At 67.6% G+C, this 13186-nt stretch carries 13 protein-coding genes; 6 read left to right on the top strand and 7 right to left on the bottom strand.

Features of this window, described 5'->3' with window-relative positions; genetic code table 11:
* Positions 1–12: 12 nt before the first annotated feature.
* From ACFU5V_RS08815 to ACFU5V_RS08800, 4 genes are read right to left on the bottom strand one after another with little or no spacing between them, the layout of a single operon-like run.
* The gene (locus tag ACFU5V_RS08815) at positions 13–888 is read right to left on the bottom strand and encodes an ABC transporter permease (RefSeq protein ID WP_378432699.1); all 876 of its coding nucleotides are present in this window, start codon (positions 886–888) and stop codon (positions 13–15) included.
* A complete protein-coding gene (locus ACFU5V_RS08810; protein ID WP_378698499.1) occupies positions 881–1717 on the bottom strand; it encodes an ABC transporter ATP-binding protein in 837 nt (278 codons plus the stop codon). The genes ACFU5V_RS08815 and ACFU5V_RS08810 overlap by 8 nt, the downstream gene beginning before the upstream one ends.
* A complete protein-coding gene (locus tag ACFU5V_RS08805; RefSeq protein WP_378432697.1) occupies positions 1714–2802 on the bottom strand; it encodes an ABC transporter substrate-binding protein in 1089 nt (362 codons plus the stop codon). The genes ACFU5V_RS08810 and ACFU5V_RS08805 overlap by 4 nt, the downstream gene beginning before the upstream one ends.
* Before the next feature lie 38 nt (positions 2803–2840).
* A complete protein-coding gene (locus ACFU5V_RS08800; protein ID WP_378432696.1) occupies positions 2841–3911 on the bottom strand; it encodes an ABC transporter substrate-binding protein in 1071 nt (356 codons plus the stop codon).
* 277 nt (positions 3912–4188) lie between these two features.
* Here ACFU5V_RS08800 and ACFU5V_RS08795 point away from each other — a divergent pair, with 277 nt between their 5' ends.
* Positions 4189–5109, top strand: a complete 921-nt coding sequence (locus ACFU5V_RS08795; RefSeq protein ID WP_378698496.1) for a sigma-70 family RNA polymerase sigma factor — start codon at positions 4189–4191, stop codon at positions 5107–5109.
* Here ACFU5V_RS08795 and ACFU5V_RS08790 read toward each other — a convergent pair.
* Positions 5084–5683 (bottom strand): carboxymuconolactone decarboxylase family protein, encoded by a 600-nt coding sequence (locus ACFU5V_RS08790; RefSeq protein WP_378698494.1) that lies wholly within the window; start codon positions 5681–5683, stop codon positions 5084–5086. The two genes, ACFU5V_RS08795 and ACFU5V_RS08790, sit on opposite strands and share 26 nt — an antisense overlap.
* A gap of 120 nt (positions 5684–5803) precedes the next feature.
* Here ACFU5V_RS08790 and ACFU5V_RS08785 point away from each other — a divergent pair, with 120 nt between their 5' ends.
* Together ACFU5V_RS08785 and ACFU5V_RS08780 are read left to right on the top strand one after the other, a co-directional pair.
* Entirely contained in the window at positions 5804–6991 is a 1188-nt protein-coding gene (locus tag ACFU5V_RS08785) for a pyridoxal phosphate-dependent aminotransferase (RefSeq protein WP_378698493.1), read from the top strand.
* Positions 6988–8019 (top strand): AraC family transcriptional regulator, encoded by a 1032-nt coding sequence (locus ACFU5V_RS08780; protein ID WP_378432691.1) that lies wholly within the window; start codon positions 6988–6990, stop codon positions 8017–8019. Before ACFU5V_RS08785 ends, ACFU5V_RS08780 begins: the two co-directional genes overlap by 4 nt.
* Positions 8020–8031: 12 nt before the next feature.
* Here the strand turns inward: ACFU5V_RS08780 and ACFU5V_RS08775 are convergent, their stop codons facing one another.
* Both ACFU5V_RS08775 and ACFU5V_RS08770 read right to left on the bottom strand, forming a co-directional pair.
* Entirely contained in the window at positions 8032–8457 is a 426-nt protein-coding gene (locus ACFU5V_RS08775; protein ID WP_378698491.1) for a VOC family protein, read from the bottom strand.
* 221 nt (positions 8458–8678) lie between these two features.
* The gene (locus ACFU5V_RS08770) at positions 8679–9326 is read right to left on the bottom strand and encodes a LysE family translocator (RefSeq protein ID WP_378432690.1); all 648 of its coding nucleotides are present in this window, start codon (positions 9324–9326) and stop codon (positions 8679–8681) included.
* Between the two features lie 145 nt (positions 9327–9471).
* Here ACFU5V_RS08770 and thpD point away from each other — a divergent pair, with 145 nt between their 5' ends.
* The 3 genes from thpD (at position 9472) to ACFU5V_RS08755 (ending at position 13133) form a co-directional block, all read left to right on the top strand.
* Positions 9472–10383 (top strand): ectoine hydroxylase, encoded by a 912-nt coding sequence (gene thpD / locus ACFU5V_RS08765; RefSeq protein WP_378432689.1) that lies wholly within the window; start codon positions 9472–9474, stop codon positions 10381–10383.
* 172 nt (positions 10384–10555) lie between these two features.
* On the top strand, positions 10556–12706 hold the full coding sequence (locus ACFU5V_RS08760; protein ID WP_378432688.1) for an MMPL family transporter: 2151 nt from the start codon (positions 10556–10558) through the stop codon (positions 12704–12706).
* A gap of 121 nt (positions 12707–12827) precedes the next feature.
* Positions 12828–13133 (top strand): hypothetical protein, encoded by a 306-nt coding sequence (locus ACFU5V_RS08755; RefSeq protein WP_378698489.1) that lies wholly within the window; start codon positions 12828–12830, stop codon positions 13131–13133.
* Positions 13134–13186 lie beyond the last annotated feature (53 nt).

Here is a 13186-nt window from a genome sequence, read left to right as displayed (position 1 = left end):
TTCCGGTAAGGACTAGACCCGCCAGCGGGACAGCCTGCGTTCGATCAGTACGAGAACGGCGTTGATCGTCAGGCCGAGAACCGAGATGGCGACGATGCCCGCGTACATGTTGGGGATCTGGAAGTTGAACTGGGAGGCCGTGATCAGGTAGCCGAGCCCCGCCTTGGCCCCGACCATCTCGGCGGCGATCAGCACGAGGATCGACGACGCGGCGGCCATGCGGATGCCGGTGAAGATGGTGGGAACGGCGGCGGGCAGGACCACCTTCTGGAACAGGCGCACGGGCGAGAGTCCCAGCGAGGACGCCGACTTGATCAGCAGCGGGTCGACGGTGCGGACACCGGAGATCGTGTTCAGCAGGATCGGGAAGGTGCACGCGTAGATCACCAGGGCGATCTTGGACTCCTCGCCGATGCCGAGGATCAGGATGAACACGGGGAGCAGCGCCAGCGCCGCCGTGTTGCGGAACAGCTCCAGGATCGGGTTCAGGAAGTCCGACACGGGCCGGTACCAGGCGATGGCGATGCCCAGCGGGATCGCGATCACGACGGCCACGAAGAAGCCGATCAGCGCGCGGGAGAGGCTGGCGGACACGTGCTGCCACAGCTCACCGCTCTGGAGCAGGTCGAAGAACGCCTCGATCACCGTGCTGAACGGGGGCAGGAACACCTCGTCGACGAGACCGACGCGGGGAGCGATCTCCCACAGCGCCAGGAACGCGACGATCGCGATGGACGGCTTCAGGATCCGCCACGCGAGCGGACGCAGCGCCGCGCCGGCCCGCTGGACGGCACCCGGCTCGGGCGGGGTGGAAGCGGGCGTCGGAGCCGCGGTCCGAGTCGGATCGGCGGCGACGGGAACTTCCGGTGTCGCGAGTGCGCTAGACATGTGCTTCCTCCTTCTCGATTACCTGTGCACGCTCCACTTCGCCGTGCAGCAGCGTCCAGATGCGGTGTCGGTAGTGCCGGAACTGCTCGTTGGATCGGACGTCCTCGCCGCTGCGGTCGATGTCGATGTCCACGAACGTCTTCACCCGGCCGGGGCGTGACGTCAGGACGGCGACCCGCTGCCCGAGGTAGATGGCCTCGTCGATGCCGTGGGTGATGAACAGGATGGTCTTGCCGGTCGCCTTCCAGATGCGGAGCAGTTCGTCCTGCAGCGACTCGCGGGTCTGCGCGTCGAGCGCGGCGAACGGCTCGTCCATCAGCAGCACCTCGGGGTCGAACGCCAGGCTGCGGGCGATCGCGACGCGCTGCTTCATGCCACCCGACAACTCGTGCGGGTAGCGGTCGCCGAACCCCTTCAGGCCGACGAGTTCGAGGTAGTGCTCGGCGAGTTCGCGCCGTTCCTTCTTCGGCAGTCCCTTGGCCTCGAGCCCGAACTCGATGTTGTGCCGTGCCGTCCGCCACGGCAGGAGCGCGTACTGCTGGAAGACGATGCCGCGGTCGAGACCCGGCCCGGTCACCGGCTGCCCGTCGAGCAGGATCCGGCCCGAGGTGGGGGTGCTGAGCCCGCCGAGCAGGTCGAGCAGCGTGGACTTTCCGCAACCGCTCGGCCCGACGAGGACGAGGAATTCGCCGTCCGCGAGATCGATGTCGATGTCTTCGATCGCGGTGAACTTTTCCTTCGACCCGCGCACGTCGAACTGCTTGGTGACGTGCTCGAGTCGGAGCTTGGGCGTCTGAACCCGGTCGGGATTCGAGGCGGTGGTGCTCATTTCTGTCCTTCCAGTACTTCTCCGTCGGGCCCGCTCTCGGCGGGGAACGTGCCGTTGGCGTACGGGTTGAATTCGTTGGTGTACAGGTCGGTCGCGGTCAGCTTGCCCTCGTCGAGCTCACCGTTCCGGACGAGCCAGTCGATCCAGGTCTGCAGCTCCTTCTCCTGGATCACGGCCCCGGCGATGGGAATTCCGGAGCTGCGCCAGTAGTCGATGGCCTCGTCGCTCTCGTTGCGGCCACGCTTGTCGATGATGTTCTTCAGCCGTGCGACCACCTCCTCGCGCGGGGTCACCTGGGTCCAGCGGATGGCCCGGGCAGTGCCCTGCACGAAGTCCGCGACGGCGTCCTCGTTCTTCGCCAGGAAGTCGTCCCGCACCACGTACGTGCCGTAGCTGAATGCGCCGAACAGGTCCCGGTCCGTGAACAGCGGCCGGATTCCTCCACGCTCCTGGGCTGTTTCACGGTAGATGCCGTTGATCGCGGCCACGTCGATCTGGCCTTCGCGCAGCGCCTGTTCGTTGTTCACCGGCGGAACGACGATCAGCTCCACCTGCTGGATCTCGTCCGGGGTCAGGCCCTGCTGGGCCAGCCACTCCCGGACGAGGAACTCGTGGTGCGCGCCGAGCGTGTTCATCCCGACCTTCTTGCCGATCAGGTCCCGCGCCGAGCGAATGGGGCTGCCGTCCAGCACGAAGTAGCCCGTGAACTCGCCGGCATCCGCGCCGTAGGAACTCAGCACCGACGTGATCGGCGCCCCCGCGGCGTTGAGTTTGACGACGGCTCCGTTGAACGCCGAACCGAATTCGACGTCACCGGTGGCCGCGGACTGGATGTCCTGCGGGCCGCTGGTGGTGTCGCCGACCCATTCGAGTTTCACCTTGTCGTAGTACCCCAGGTCCTCGGCGAGTTCGTGGAATCCCACGTCTCCGGCCCACCCCTGGTACCGCAGGACCGTCTTCCCGTCCTCGGTGGTGGCGGTGTCCGACGAGCCGGCACATCCCGCCACTCCCGAGGCCAACGTGAACAGTGCTGCGGTCGCCGCGAGTGCGCGCACGGCGCCTCGCCGGAACCGGGAGTGGGACATCGACTTCACTTTCTTCTCGGAAGGAACTGGGGTGGAATTCACTTGGCGGCCAGCGCTTGTCCGTCGGGGCCGCTGTCGGCGGGGTACGTGCCGTTGGCGTACGGGTTGTATTCGTTGGTGTAGACGTCGGCGGTCGTGAGCTTGCCGTCCTCGAGTTCCCCGTTGCGCACGAGCCAGTCGATCCACGTCTGGATCTCCTGGTCGGTGAGCACGCCACCGGGGCCTGCGACACCCGGCGACTTCCAGTAGCCGACGAGGTCGGTGTTCTCGTTGCGGCCGCGCCCGGTGATGATCTCCTTGTACTTCGCGATGACCTCGTCGCGGGGCGTCACCTGCGTCCAGCGGATGGCGCGGGCCGTGCCCTGCACGAAGTCGGCGACGGCGTCCTTGTTCTTCGCGATGAAGTCGTCGCGGAAGATCAGCGAACCGTAGGTGAAGGAACCGAAAATGGATTCGTCGGTGAACAGCGGTCGGATGCCGCCGCGTTCGACTGCCTTGTCGCGGAACACGCTTCCGAGCGTGCCGACGTCGATCTGCCCCTGGCGCAGCGCCTGCTCGGTGTTCACCGGCGGCACGACGGTCAGCTCGACCTGCTTGATCTCGTCCGGAGTCAGGCCCTCCCGAGCCAGCCACTCCCGCACCAGGAACTCGTGATGCGCGCCGAGCGTGTTCATGCCGACCTTCTTGCCGATCAGGTCACGTGCCGACGTGATCGGGCTTCCGTCGAGCACGTAGTACCCGTTGAACGTCTCCTTGTCGGAGCCGTAGTAGCCGATGACGGACGTGATGGGAGAATCGGCCGCGGCGAGCTTCAGGACCGCTCCGTTGAACGCCCCACCGAAGTCGGTCTGGCCCGTGGCGGCGTTCTGAATGCTCTGCGGCCCACTGGTGGTGTCGCCGATCCAGTTCAGTTCGACCTTCTGGTAGTAGCCCAGGTCGGCCGCGAGTTCCGGGAACGAGACCTGGCCCGTGGTGCCCTCGTAGCGCAGTACGGTCTTGCCGTCGGCGGTCGTGGTGGTTTCGGACTTGGAGCAGGCAACAGCGAGACTGGTGAGGGAGAGGAGGGCGGCAGCGGCCGCCAGAGTCCGCGCGAAACGGGGACGAATCATCGAAGGTCTTCCTAGTGTGTGATGCCCGCGAACGACGAAGCAGCGGGCCGTGCGAGCGCACTCCGGCCGGCCCGGCGGTCGCCGGAGGGGGTTGGCAGGACGTGCAGAAGAAAAGGGGTGCGGAAAAGCCAGGTCAGCTACGACAGCCGAAACACTGGAACATGGCAGACTCCCTGGACGTGGTGTGGTCGCCACACCATACGTCCGGACCCACCACCAGGGTCAACGGTTACGCACACGACGGATTTTATGTCTGGACCGCACGTAGGATATCGGCATGCCCACTGCGACGCTGGTCGACGAATTCGAGTCCCACCGGCGGCATCTGCTCTCGGTAGCGTACCGGCTGACCGGAAGTGTCAGCGACGCCGAGGACGCCGTGCAGGAGTCGTGGCTGCGACTCGACGACGCGAACGCCGCGACCATCCGTGATCTCGGGGCCTGGCTGACCACGGTGGTCGGGCGGATCTGCCTCGACCGGTTGCGCTCGGCCGCGGTGCGGCGGGAACAGTATGTCGGCCAATGGCTTCCGGAACCGGTCGTCACCGGGCTGTCACCGTCCGCCGAGCCGGACCCCTTGGAGGCGGTCGTCCGGGACGAGGACAACCGCCTCGCGGCGCTGATCGTGCTCGACACCCTCACCCCGGCGCAACGGGTCGCGTTCGTGCTGCACGACGGCTTCGGGGTGCCGTTCGACGAGGTGGCGGGGATTCTCGGCATCGAGACGCCCGCGGCGCGCCAGCTCGCGTCGAGGGCCCGCAAGGCGGCTGCCGCAACGACACCCGCCGTTCCCGACGAGGAACATGCTCTCGCCGTGCAGCGGCTGCTCGAGGCACTCGCCGGCGGCGACCTCGACGCGGTGGTCGCGGCCCTGCACCCGGACGCCCTCGTCATCGGCGACGCCAACGGCACCACGAGCACCGCCGTCAACATCATCCGCGGCGCCGACAAATTCGCCCGCTTCTTCCTCGGCCTCGTCCAGCGGTACGGGCCGGAGGTGTTCACCGCCATGGAGCTGGTTCTGGTCAACGGCCAGCTCGGTTACTTCACCGCCGGATTCACCGGAGACGATGCCCACCGCAGCTCGCCTGCGCGAGTGGGTGGGTTCACCGTCCGCGACGGTCTCGTCTACGCGGCGTACGACATCGCCAACCCGGAGAAGTTCGCCGGGATCATGCTCCCGGACCGTCCGTCGTGACGGCGGTGTCGTCGGCCCACGGCACCCGGCACGAATCGGTGCCGAACCCCTGTTCGGTGATGCCCAGCGCCGAGTACATCCGGGCGCGCATGTTCTCGATACCGATCTGATAGGACAGTTCGACGACCCCGGCCCGGCCGAACCGCCGCTCGAGATCCGCCACCTGCTCGTCGGTGACGGTGGTGGGCGTCGCCGTCATCGCGTCGGCGTAGGCGATGGCCGCGCGCTCGTCCTCGCTGTACGCGGGCGAGTCGGCGTAATCGGCGATGTGCTTCAGCCGCTCCACGTCCAGGCCGTCGAGGCGTTGCAGCATCGTGCCGAAGTCCACGCACCACGAGCAGCCGATCGTCCACGCCACGCGGAAGACGGCGATCTCCCGCACGTTCGCCGGGAGGACGGTCGACGCCTTCTGCACCGCCAACTCGTGCCGGGCGGAGGCGACGAACAGTTTGCGGTGATGGGCGAGCACGGCATACGGCTCGGGCACCTCGTCGAACTTGTGGGCAGCATATTTGTAGGCGACCTTCACCAGCGGGCTCGCGTCCGCGGGGGCCACTGCGGGAATGCGGGGCATTGCGTCCTCCATCGTCACCGGGCGTCGTTCGCGCGCCGTCTACAGAGAAGACGAGGCAGCCTCGCAGAACGTGACGCGGCCCTGTGCAACCGGCGCCGGCACACCGACTACGCTGCAGTAATGCCCGCAACGCCGCGCAACCGCACCGTCCAGCGCTTGCAGCCGTTCGCGTCCACCATCTTTGCCGAGATGACCGCGCTCGCCGTGCGTCACGACGCGATCAACCTCGGTCAGGGTTTCCCCGACACCGACGGTCCCGCGTCCATGCTCGACACCGCGCGGCAAGCGATCGCGGACGGGCTCAACCAGTACCCACCCGGCCCCGGCATGCCCGTGCTCCGGCAGGCGGTCGCGGCCGACCGTCTGGCCCGGTACGGGCTCGACCACGACCCCGACTCGGAGGTGCTGGTCACCGTCGGCGCCACCGAGGCCATCAGCGCCGCCATCCTGGGTCTGGTCGAACCGGGTGAGGAGGTGGTGCTGATCGAGCCGTACTACGACTCGTATGCGGCCTCGGTCGCGCTGGCGGGGGCGGTGCGGCGCAGCGTGCCGCTCGCCCGCTCCGGACAGGACTTCGTCGTCGACCTCGACGCGCTGCGGGCCGCGATCACACCGAAGACCCGGATGCTGGTGATCAACACCCCGCACAATCCGACGGGCACCGTGTTCACCCCGGACGAGGTCGCCGCCCTCGCGGAACTGGCCTGCGAGCACGATCTGCTGGTGCTGAGCGACGAGGTGTACGAGCACCTGGTGTTCGACGGCCGGACGCACACCGCCCTGGCCACCCTCCCGGGAATGTACGAACGGACCGTCTCGGTGTCGAGCGCCGCGAAGACGTTCAACGTCACCGGGTGGAAGATCGGCTGGGCGTGCGGTCCAGCGGAACTGATCGACGCGGTCCGCACCGCGAAACAGTACATGTCGTTCGTCGGCGGCGGTCCGTTCCAGCCCGCGGTGGCGCACGCGCTGAGCCACGAGCAGCAGTGGGTGAAGGAACTGCGGGACAGTCTCCAGGCCAAGCGGGACGTGCTGTACGACGCGCTCGTCGCGTCCGGTCTCGAGGTCCATTCGGGCGGCGGCACGTACTACCTGTGCGCCGACATCACCGCGATCGGCGAACGCGACGGCATCGACTTCTGCCGCACACTGCCGGAGCGCATCGGTGTGGCCGCGGTGCCGGTCAGTGTGTTCACCGACCATCCGGAGCCGTGGAACCCGCTGGTGCGGTTCGCTTTCTGCAAACAGGATCACGTGCTCGAGGAGGCCGCGCGGCGGCTACGGACCCTCGGGGAGCCCGGATCGTGACTGCCCGCACCATCCCCGCCGACTTCGTGCGGCGGGCGCTCGACCTGTCGGCGCGCAGCGGGGCCGACCTCTCCCCCGCGCTGTCGGCGGCGGGAATCACGACGGCGTCGCTGGGGGATCCGCTGGCCCGGTTGACGCCGGCCCAGGTCACCGCGTTCACGCAGGCCGTCTGGCAGATCACCGGCGACGAATTGTTCGGTCTCGGCCCGGCACCGGTTCCCCGCGGCACGTTCCGGCTCGTGTGCCTCGCGCTGATCCACACCGCGGACCTGTCCGCCGCTCTCGAGCGGATGGCCGACATTCTCCGCGCACTGCCGTCCCTGCCGCCGTTGCACATCGGTCCCGGCGTCCATGGCGGAACCCGGATGACCATCGACATCCGCCCGGCCTCGGCGGCGCCGACGACCGGGGACGGGCAGGCGTCGGTCGAGGCGGTGCGCGTCGTCACCGACTTCCTGCTGATCCTTCTTCACCGGTTCGCAGCGTGGCTCGTGGGCAAGAGGGTCCGGTTGCTGGCGGTGGAACTGCCGTATCCGGCGCCGCTGCCGCAGCTCGCCGAGAATTACGATCACATCTTCGGTGTCCCCGTGACATTCGATTCCGACATTCCCGCAATCGAATTCGACAACTCCGTGATGCGGGCGCCCATCATCCAGACCGAGGAGACGCTCGCGGAGTATCTCCGCGAGTCACCGACGCTGCTGATGTCGGAGCGTGATTACGACAGCACGGCGTCGGCACAGGTACGCCGGGTTCTCGAGCACGGCATGAAGGGCCGCACCTCGACGGCCGAGGACATCGCGGAGATGCTGTCGATCAGCGTCCCCCACCTGCGCCGCTTGCTCCGGCAGGACGGGACGTCGCTGAACCAGCTGCGGGAGGAAGTGCTCCGCGACGCCGCCGTCGCCGGGCTCCGGCGCGGCGAGTCCGTGGAGGACCTGTCGGCGCGGCTCGGCTTCTCCGAACCCAGCGCGTTCCGTCGCGCCTTCAAGCGCTGGACCGGCAGCACCCCGAGTTCCTACCGCTGAGTGGCCGGCGCGTCAGCTGACGCAGAACTCGTTGCCCTCCGGGTCGGTCATCGTGACCCACTCGCTCGGCCCCTGACGGCCCCGGTGGAGCACGGTGGCACCGGCCTGCTCGAGCTTCTCGGCGACCTCGTAGCGGGCGTCCCCGACCCTGATGTCCAGGTGGAGCCGGTTCTTCACCGTCTTCCGTTCGGGAACCAGCTGGAACAGCACGCGCGGGCGCTCGGGGTGCTCCGGGTCGCGGATGGCCTGGCCCTCCCTCCAGACCAGGACACCCTCGAATTCGATGGTGTCGGACTCCTGCGCGTGGCCGGCCTGCACGAGCCCGCGGATGAACTCCTCATCGCTCGGCTCCACCTCCCAGCCGAGCGTCCGAGCCCACCATTTGGCCAGGGTATGCGGGTTCTCCGAGTCCACTGTGACTTGAAATTCGTATCCCATGGCCCGACGGTACAGCGGGGCACCGACAGATCCCGGTGAGACGCGGTCCGCGTCAGGGTTCGACCAGAATCCGCACGGGATCTCCCTCGTGGTTCGCGAGCTTCTCGATGCCCTTCGCGACGTCCTCGAGCGGGACGATCTCGCTACGAGCACTTCACCGGGACCGGGCTCGGGGACCGGAACATCCTCCACAGCAATCATTTTCGTGTCGCAGGACCGGCTCAGACGACCGCAGGCCGGCTCCGGTCCAGCGCGAGGTGGACGGCGAGACCGCCGAGGACGCTTCCCATCACGAACTTCTGCGCCCGCAGCCACACCGGGCGTCCCGACAGGAATGTCGCGACAGTTGCTGCAACGCAGACGATCAGCGCATTCACGGTGAGCGCGACCACGATCTGCACACCGCCCAGCAGCAGGCTCTGCAACCAGACCGGCCCGGCGCCGGGGTGCACGAACTGCGGGATCAGCGCCAGGTACATCACCGCGATCTTCGGGTTGAGCAGGTTCGTCGTCAGACCCATGACGAGGAGCCGGGTGGACGAATCCCGGGGCAGGACGCGTGACGGAGCGAACGGGGTGTGGCCACCGGGCCGCAACGCCTGCCAGGCCAGCCAGCCCAGATAGCACGCTCCGGCCAGCTTCAGCGCGGTGTACGCCTGCGGGACGGCGGAGAAGACCGCCGAAATGCCCAGTGTCGCAGCGGTCAGATAACACAGGAAGCCGAGGGCGACACCGACCAGCGAGACGAGGCCCGCCGCCCTGCCCTGAGTGACGCTGCGCGAGACCAGATACACCATGTTGGGGCCCGGTGTGAGAACCATACCGAGAGCGATCGCTGCCACACCGAGTACCGCCGCCGAGTCGATCATGTTCGCCACGATCCCATCGCGGCGACGCGCCGTCGCGGTCCAGTCCAGCCTCGGTGGACCTGTGTCCGGGTTGCATTCGTCGACGACCAGTGAGAACGTCGGAAGAGTAAAGCGTTGTCCAATCCGAAAGGGTGAAACACGAGTTATGCGTACGGCCGTAGCCGACAACTACCCCACGCGGGACCGCAACGAGTGCACGATGACCGTCCGTCGGGATCCGGTCACCTGGTCCGATCCGAAACGGGGTGATGCCCGGTCCGGTCCGCTCACCGCAAGTCAGATTGCCGACTACGACGCCCGCGGTTATCACTCCGCCGACGCGATCATCCCGCCTCGCGACGTGTTCGATCTGGTCGACGAGATGACGCGCCTCGCCGACACCGACACTCTCCGCGGCGACAACCGCATCGTGCGGGAGAACGGTGACGGCGCCGTCCGTTCCGTGTTCGACGTGCACCGTCTCAGCGACGTCGTCGACGAGATCATCCGGCGCCCCGAGGTGGTGGGCATCGCCCGCCAGATCCTCGGTTCGGACGTCTACGTCCACCAGTCGCGGCTCAACTTCAAGCCCGGTTTCACCGGCGGCCCGTTCTACTGGCACTCCGACTTCGAGACCTGGCACGCCGAGGACGGCATGCCCACCCCGCGCGCCGCGAGCATCTCGATCGCGCTCACCGAGAACTACGGGCACAACGGCGGGTTGATGATCATGCCGGGGTCGCACCGCGCGTTCGTCTCGTGCGCGGGCGAGACGCCCGAGGACTACTACAAGGAATCGCTGGTCAGCTACGTTCCGCCCACCGGGTCGCCCGATCAGCCGACACTGACCCGGATGGCCAACGAATACGGCATCGACACGATGACCGGATCGGCAGGCTCCGCCACCGTGTTCGATTCCAACTGCATGCACGGCTCGAACGGCAACATCACGCCGTTCGCGCGGTCCAACCTCTTCATCGTGTTCAACAGTGTGGAGAACACCCTGACGGATCCGTTCTCGGCTCCCGCGCCGCGCCCCGAATACCTCGGTAGCCGGGATTTCACCCCCTTGCGGTAACGAGCACCATGACGTACCGCGGCCCCGCTCCCTGATGTCGGAACGGGGCCGCGGTCTGTCGATACGGCGAAACCCGTAGCCTTCGCGACGCCGTGCATGCGACGATGGCTTGGCAACGGTTCGACCGCCCGGCCCCGGGCGAAGGCCGAACCTTCATCTCCCGGAACGGGGAATGATGTTTGCCTACATCGCGCGCACCGTCGTCGCACACCCGTGGCAGGTCATCGCGGCCTGGGTGGTCGCGGCCGTTGCCGTCATTCTGTTCGCACCCAGCCTCGACGACTACACCACCGGCAATCAACAGACGTTCCTGCCCAGTTCATTCGAGTCCTCCGAGGCGCAGGCCGTCGGCAACCAGTATTTCCCCAGCCTGTCGGGCGCAACCGGCAGCCTGGTGGTCGTCCGCGCCGACGCCGCCCCGCTGTCACCCGCCGACCAGCAGACGGCACTGAATCTCGCGACGTCGCTGCAGAATTCGGCGATCCCGGGAGTCGTCAGCGTGCAGGGGTCGCCTGCGTCGCTGTCCGCCGACGGGACAGCCGCCGCGCTGCAGGTGGTGTTCGACGGACAACCCGGCGACGACCAGGTCAACGCCGCCGTGCCGGTCATCCGCGGCGATGCGGAGCAGCAACTGAACGGCACCGGACTGGTGAGCGGGCTGACGGGAAACGCCGCCATTCAGGTCGACACGACCGCCGCATACGACAACGCGGACAAGGTCATCACGATCGCCACCGTCATCGTGATCCTCACCCTGCTCGGTCTGATCTTCCGCAGTCCCGTCATCGCCGTCCTGCCGGTCGCCGTGATCGGCGTGGTGCTCGCCGTGGTCACCGGCCTGACCGCCGTCCTCGCCGATCTGTTCGACTTCCAGGTCAGCACGTCGCTGCAATCGATACTCGTGGTCGTCCTGTTCGGCGTCGGCACCGACTACATCGTCTTCCTGCTGTTCCGCTATCGCGAACGGCTGCGGCAGCAGGCCGCCGCGGGGTCCACCACCGACACGCATCGCGAAGCGCTCGTCTTCTCCACCGACGTGGTCGGGCGGGTCGTCGCGTCGTCCGCGCTCACCGTCATCGTCGCGTTCGCCGCACTGCTGCTGGCGAAACTCGGGTCGCTCACCACGCTCGCGCCCGGCCTGATCGTCGCCGTGGCCGTCATGCTGGTGACGGCGTTGACGCTCATTCCCGCCGTGTTCACAGTCCTGGGACGTCACCTGTTCTGGCCGCTCGGCCCGGGGCACGACAGCCCGCACACACCGTTCGCGTCGATCGGCACCGCGATCGGGCGTCGTCCGGCCGTGTTCGCCGTCGTGATCGGCGTCGTGCTGATCGCACTCGCGTCCTTCGCGTCCGGCTACAAGTCGACGTACAACACGCTGGGCGAACTGCCGTCCGACACGCCGTCGCAGCAGGCATTCGACACCCTCGACCGATCCTTCCCCGCGGGTGCACTGAGCCCCACCCAGGTATACGTCGTGGCACCCGGACCACTCGATCCCGCATCGCTGACCCCGCTCGTCACTGCCCTCACACAAGTGCAGGGCGTGTCCTCCGTCGCGCCGCCGCGACCGAGCCAGGACGGTCGCGCCGCGCTCGTCAACGTCGTGCTCGCCGACGACCCCTATTCGAACGCATCCCTCGATCTCGTCGAGGGCCCGATCCGCGACGCGGCCCACGGTGCCGTCCCCGGATCGGAAGTCGTTGTGGGAGGGCAGACGTCCACGTTCGTCGACGTCCGCGCCCAACTCGCGGCGGATACCCGCAGGGTGTTCCCCGTCGCCGCCGTCGCGATCGCACTGATCCTCGCCGTGCTCCTGCTCGCCGTCCTCGCCCCGCTCAACCTGCTGGTGTGCGTGGCCCTCACGTTCGTCGCCACCCTCGGCGCCGTGGTGCTCGTGTTCCTGCACGGCCTCGGCTACGACGGGATCGACTTCTCCATTCCGATCGTGCTCTACCTGTTCGTCGTCGCGATCGGCACCGACTACAACATCCTGCTCGCGTCTCGTCTGCGCGAGGAATTCCGCAACGGGTACGCGCCTCGCGATGCGGCACGGATCGCCGTCGCCAACGACGCCCCGACCGTCGCCGCGGCCGGTCTGATCCTGGCGCTGACGTTCGCCTCCCTGACCCTCACGGGACTGGCCAACCTCGCCGAACTCGGCTTCGGCGTCGCGATCGGTGTCGCCATCGCCGCCTTCGCCATGGCCCCGATGCTCGTGCCGAGCCTGTCGGCACTCGAAGGTCGCGCCTTCTGGTGGCCGAGCAGGCAGAAGGCGGTCGTGGACACCGGCGACGACCGCGAGCCTGCCGTGCCGCGGTAACTGCCACTCATTTCGGGCAGACGCACCACTTCTCCGTCACCGCACTACTTCTTGCGCCCGAGAAGGCGAGCACGAACCGAGAAGGCGTGCGTCCCGAGCGGCGATCACTACGCTCGTTTCCATGAGCGCACTCGCCGAATCCGGCCTCAGCGAATGCGGGCGGACGAACATGAACTGCATGCCGGGCTTCGGCATCTTCCTCTTTCTCTTCCTTCTCGCGCTCGTCACCATCGGAATGTCGTTCACTATTTCGATGTCGGCGACCCTCGCGATCGTCCTGGCGAGACCCCGCGTGCTCCATGGCGCACTCTGGTTCATCGCTGTCTGGATCGTCCCGTTCCTGGGCGCGGCCGCGTGGTTCATCTGCGAACGCCACCGGGCGGGCGGCAGCCGTCACGGGGCGGCGTCCGGCGACGACGGCGAGTAACTGCCACTCATTTCGGGCAGACGCACCACTTCTCCGTCACCGCACTACTTCTT

It is taken from the genome of Rhodococcus sp. NPDC057529 (genome assembly GCF_042802055.1).
Classification (GTDB): Bacteria; Actinomycetota; Actinomycetes; order Mycobacteriales; family Mycobacteriaceae; genus Rhodococcus_F.
Note: the sequence above shows the minus strand (reverse complement) of the source record. Positions and strands in the feature narration are given on the sequence as shown.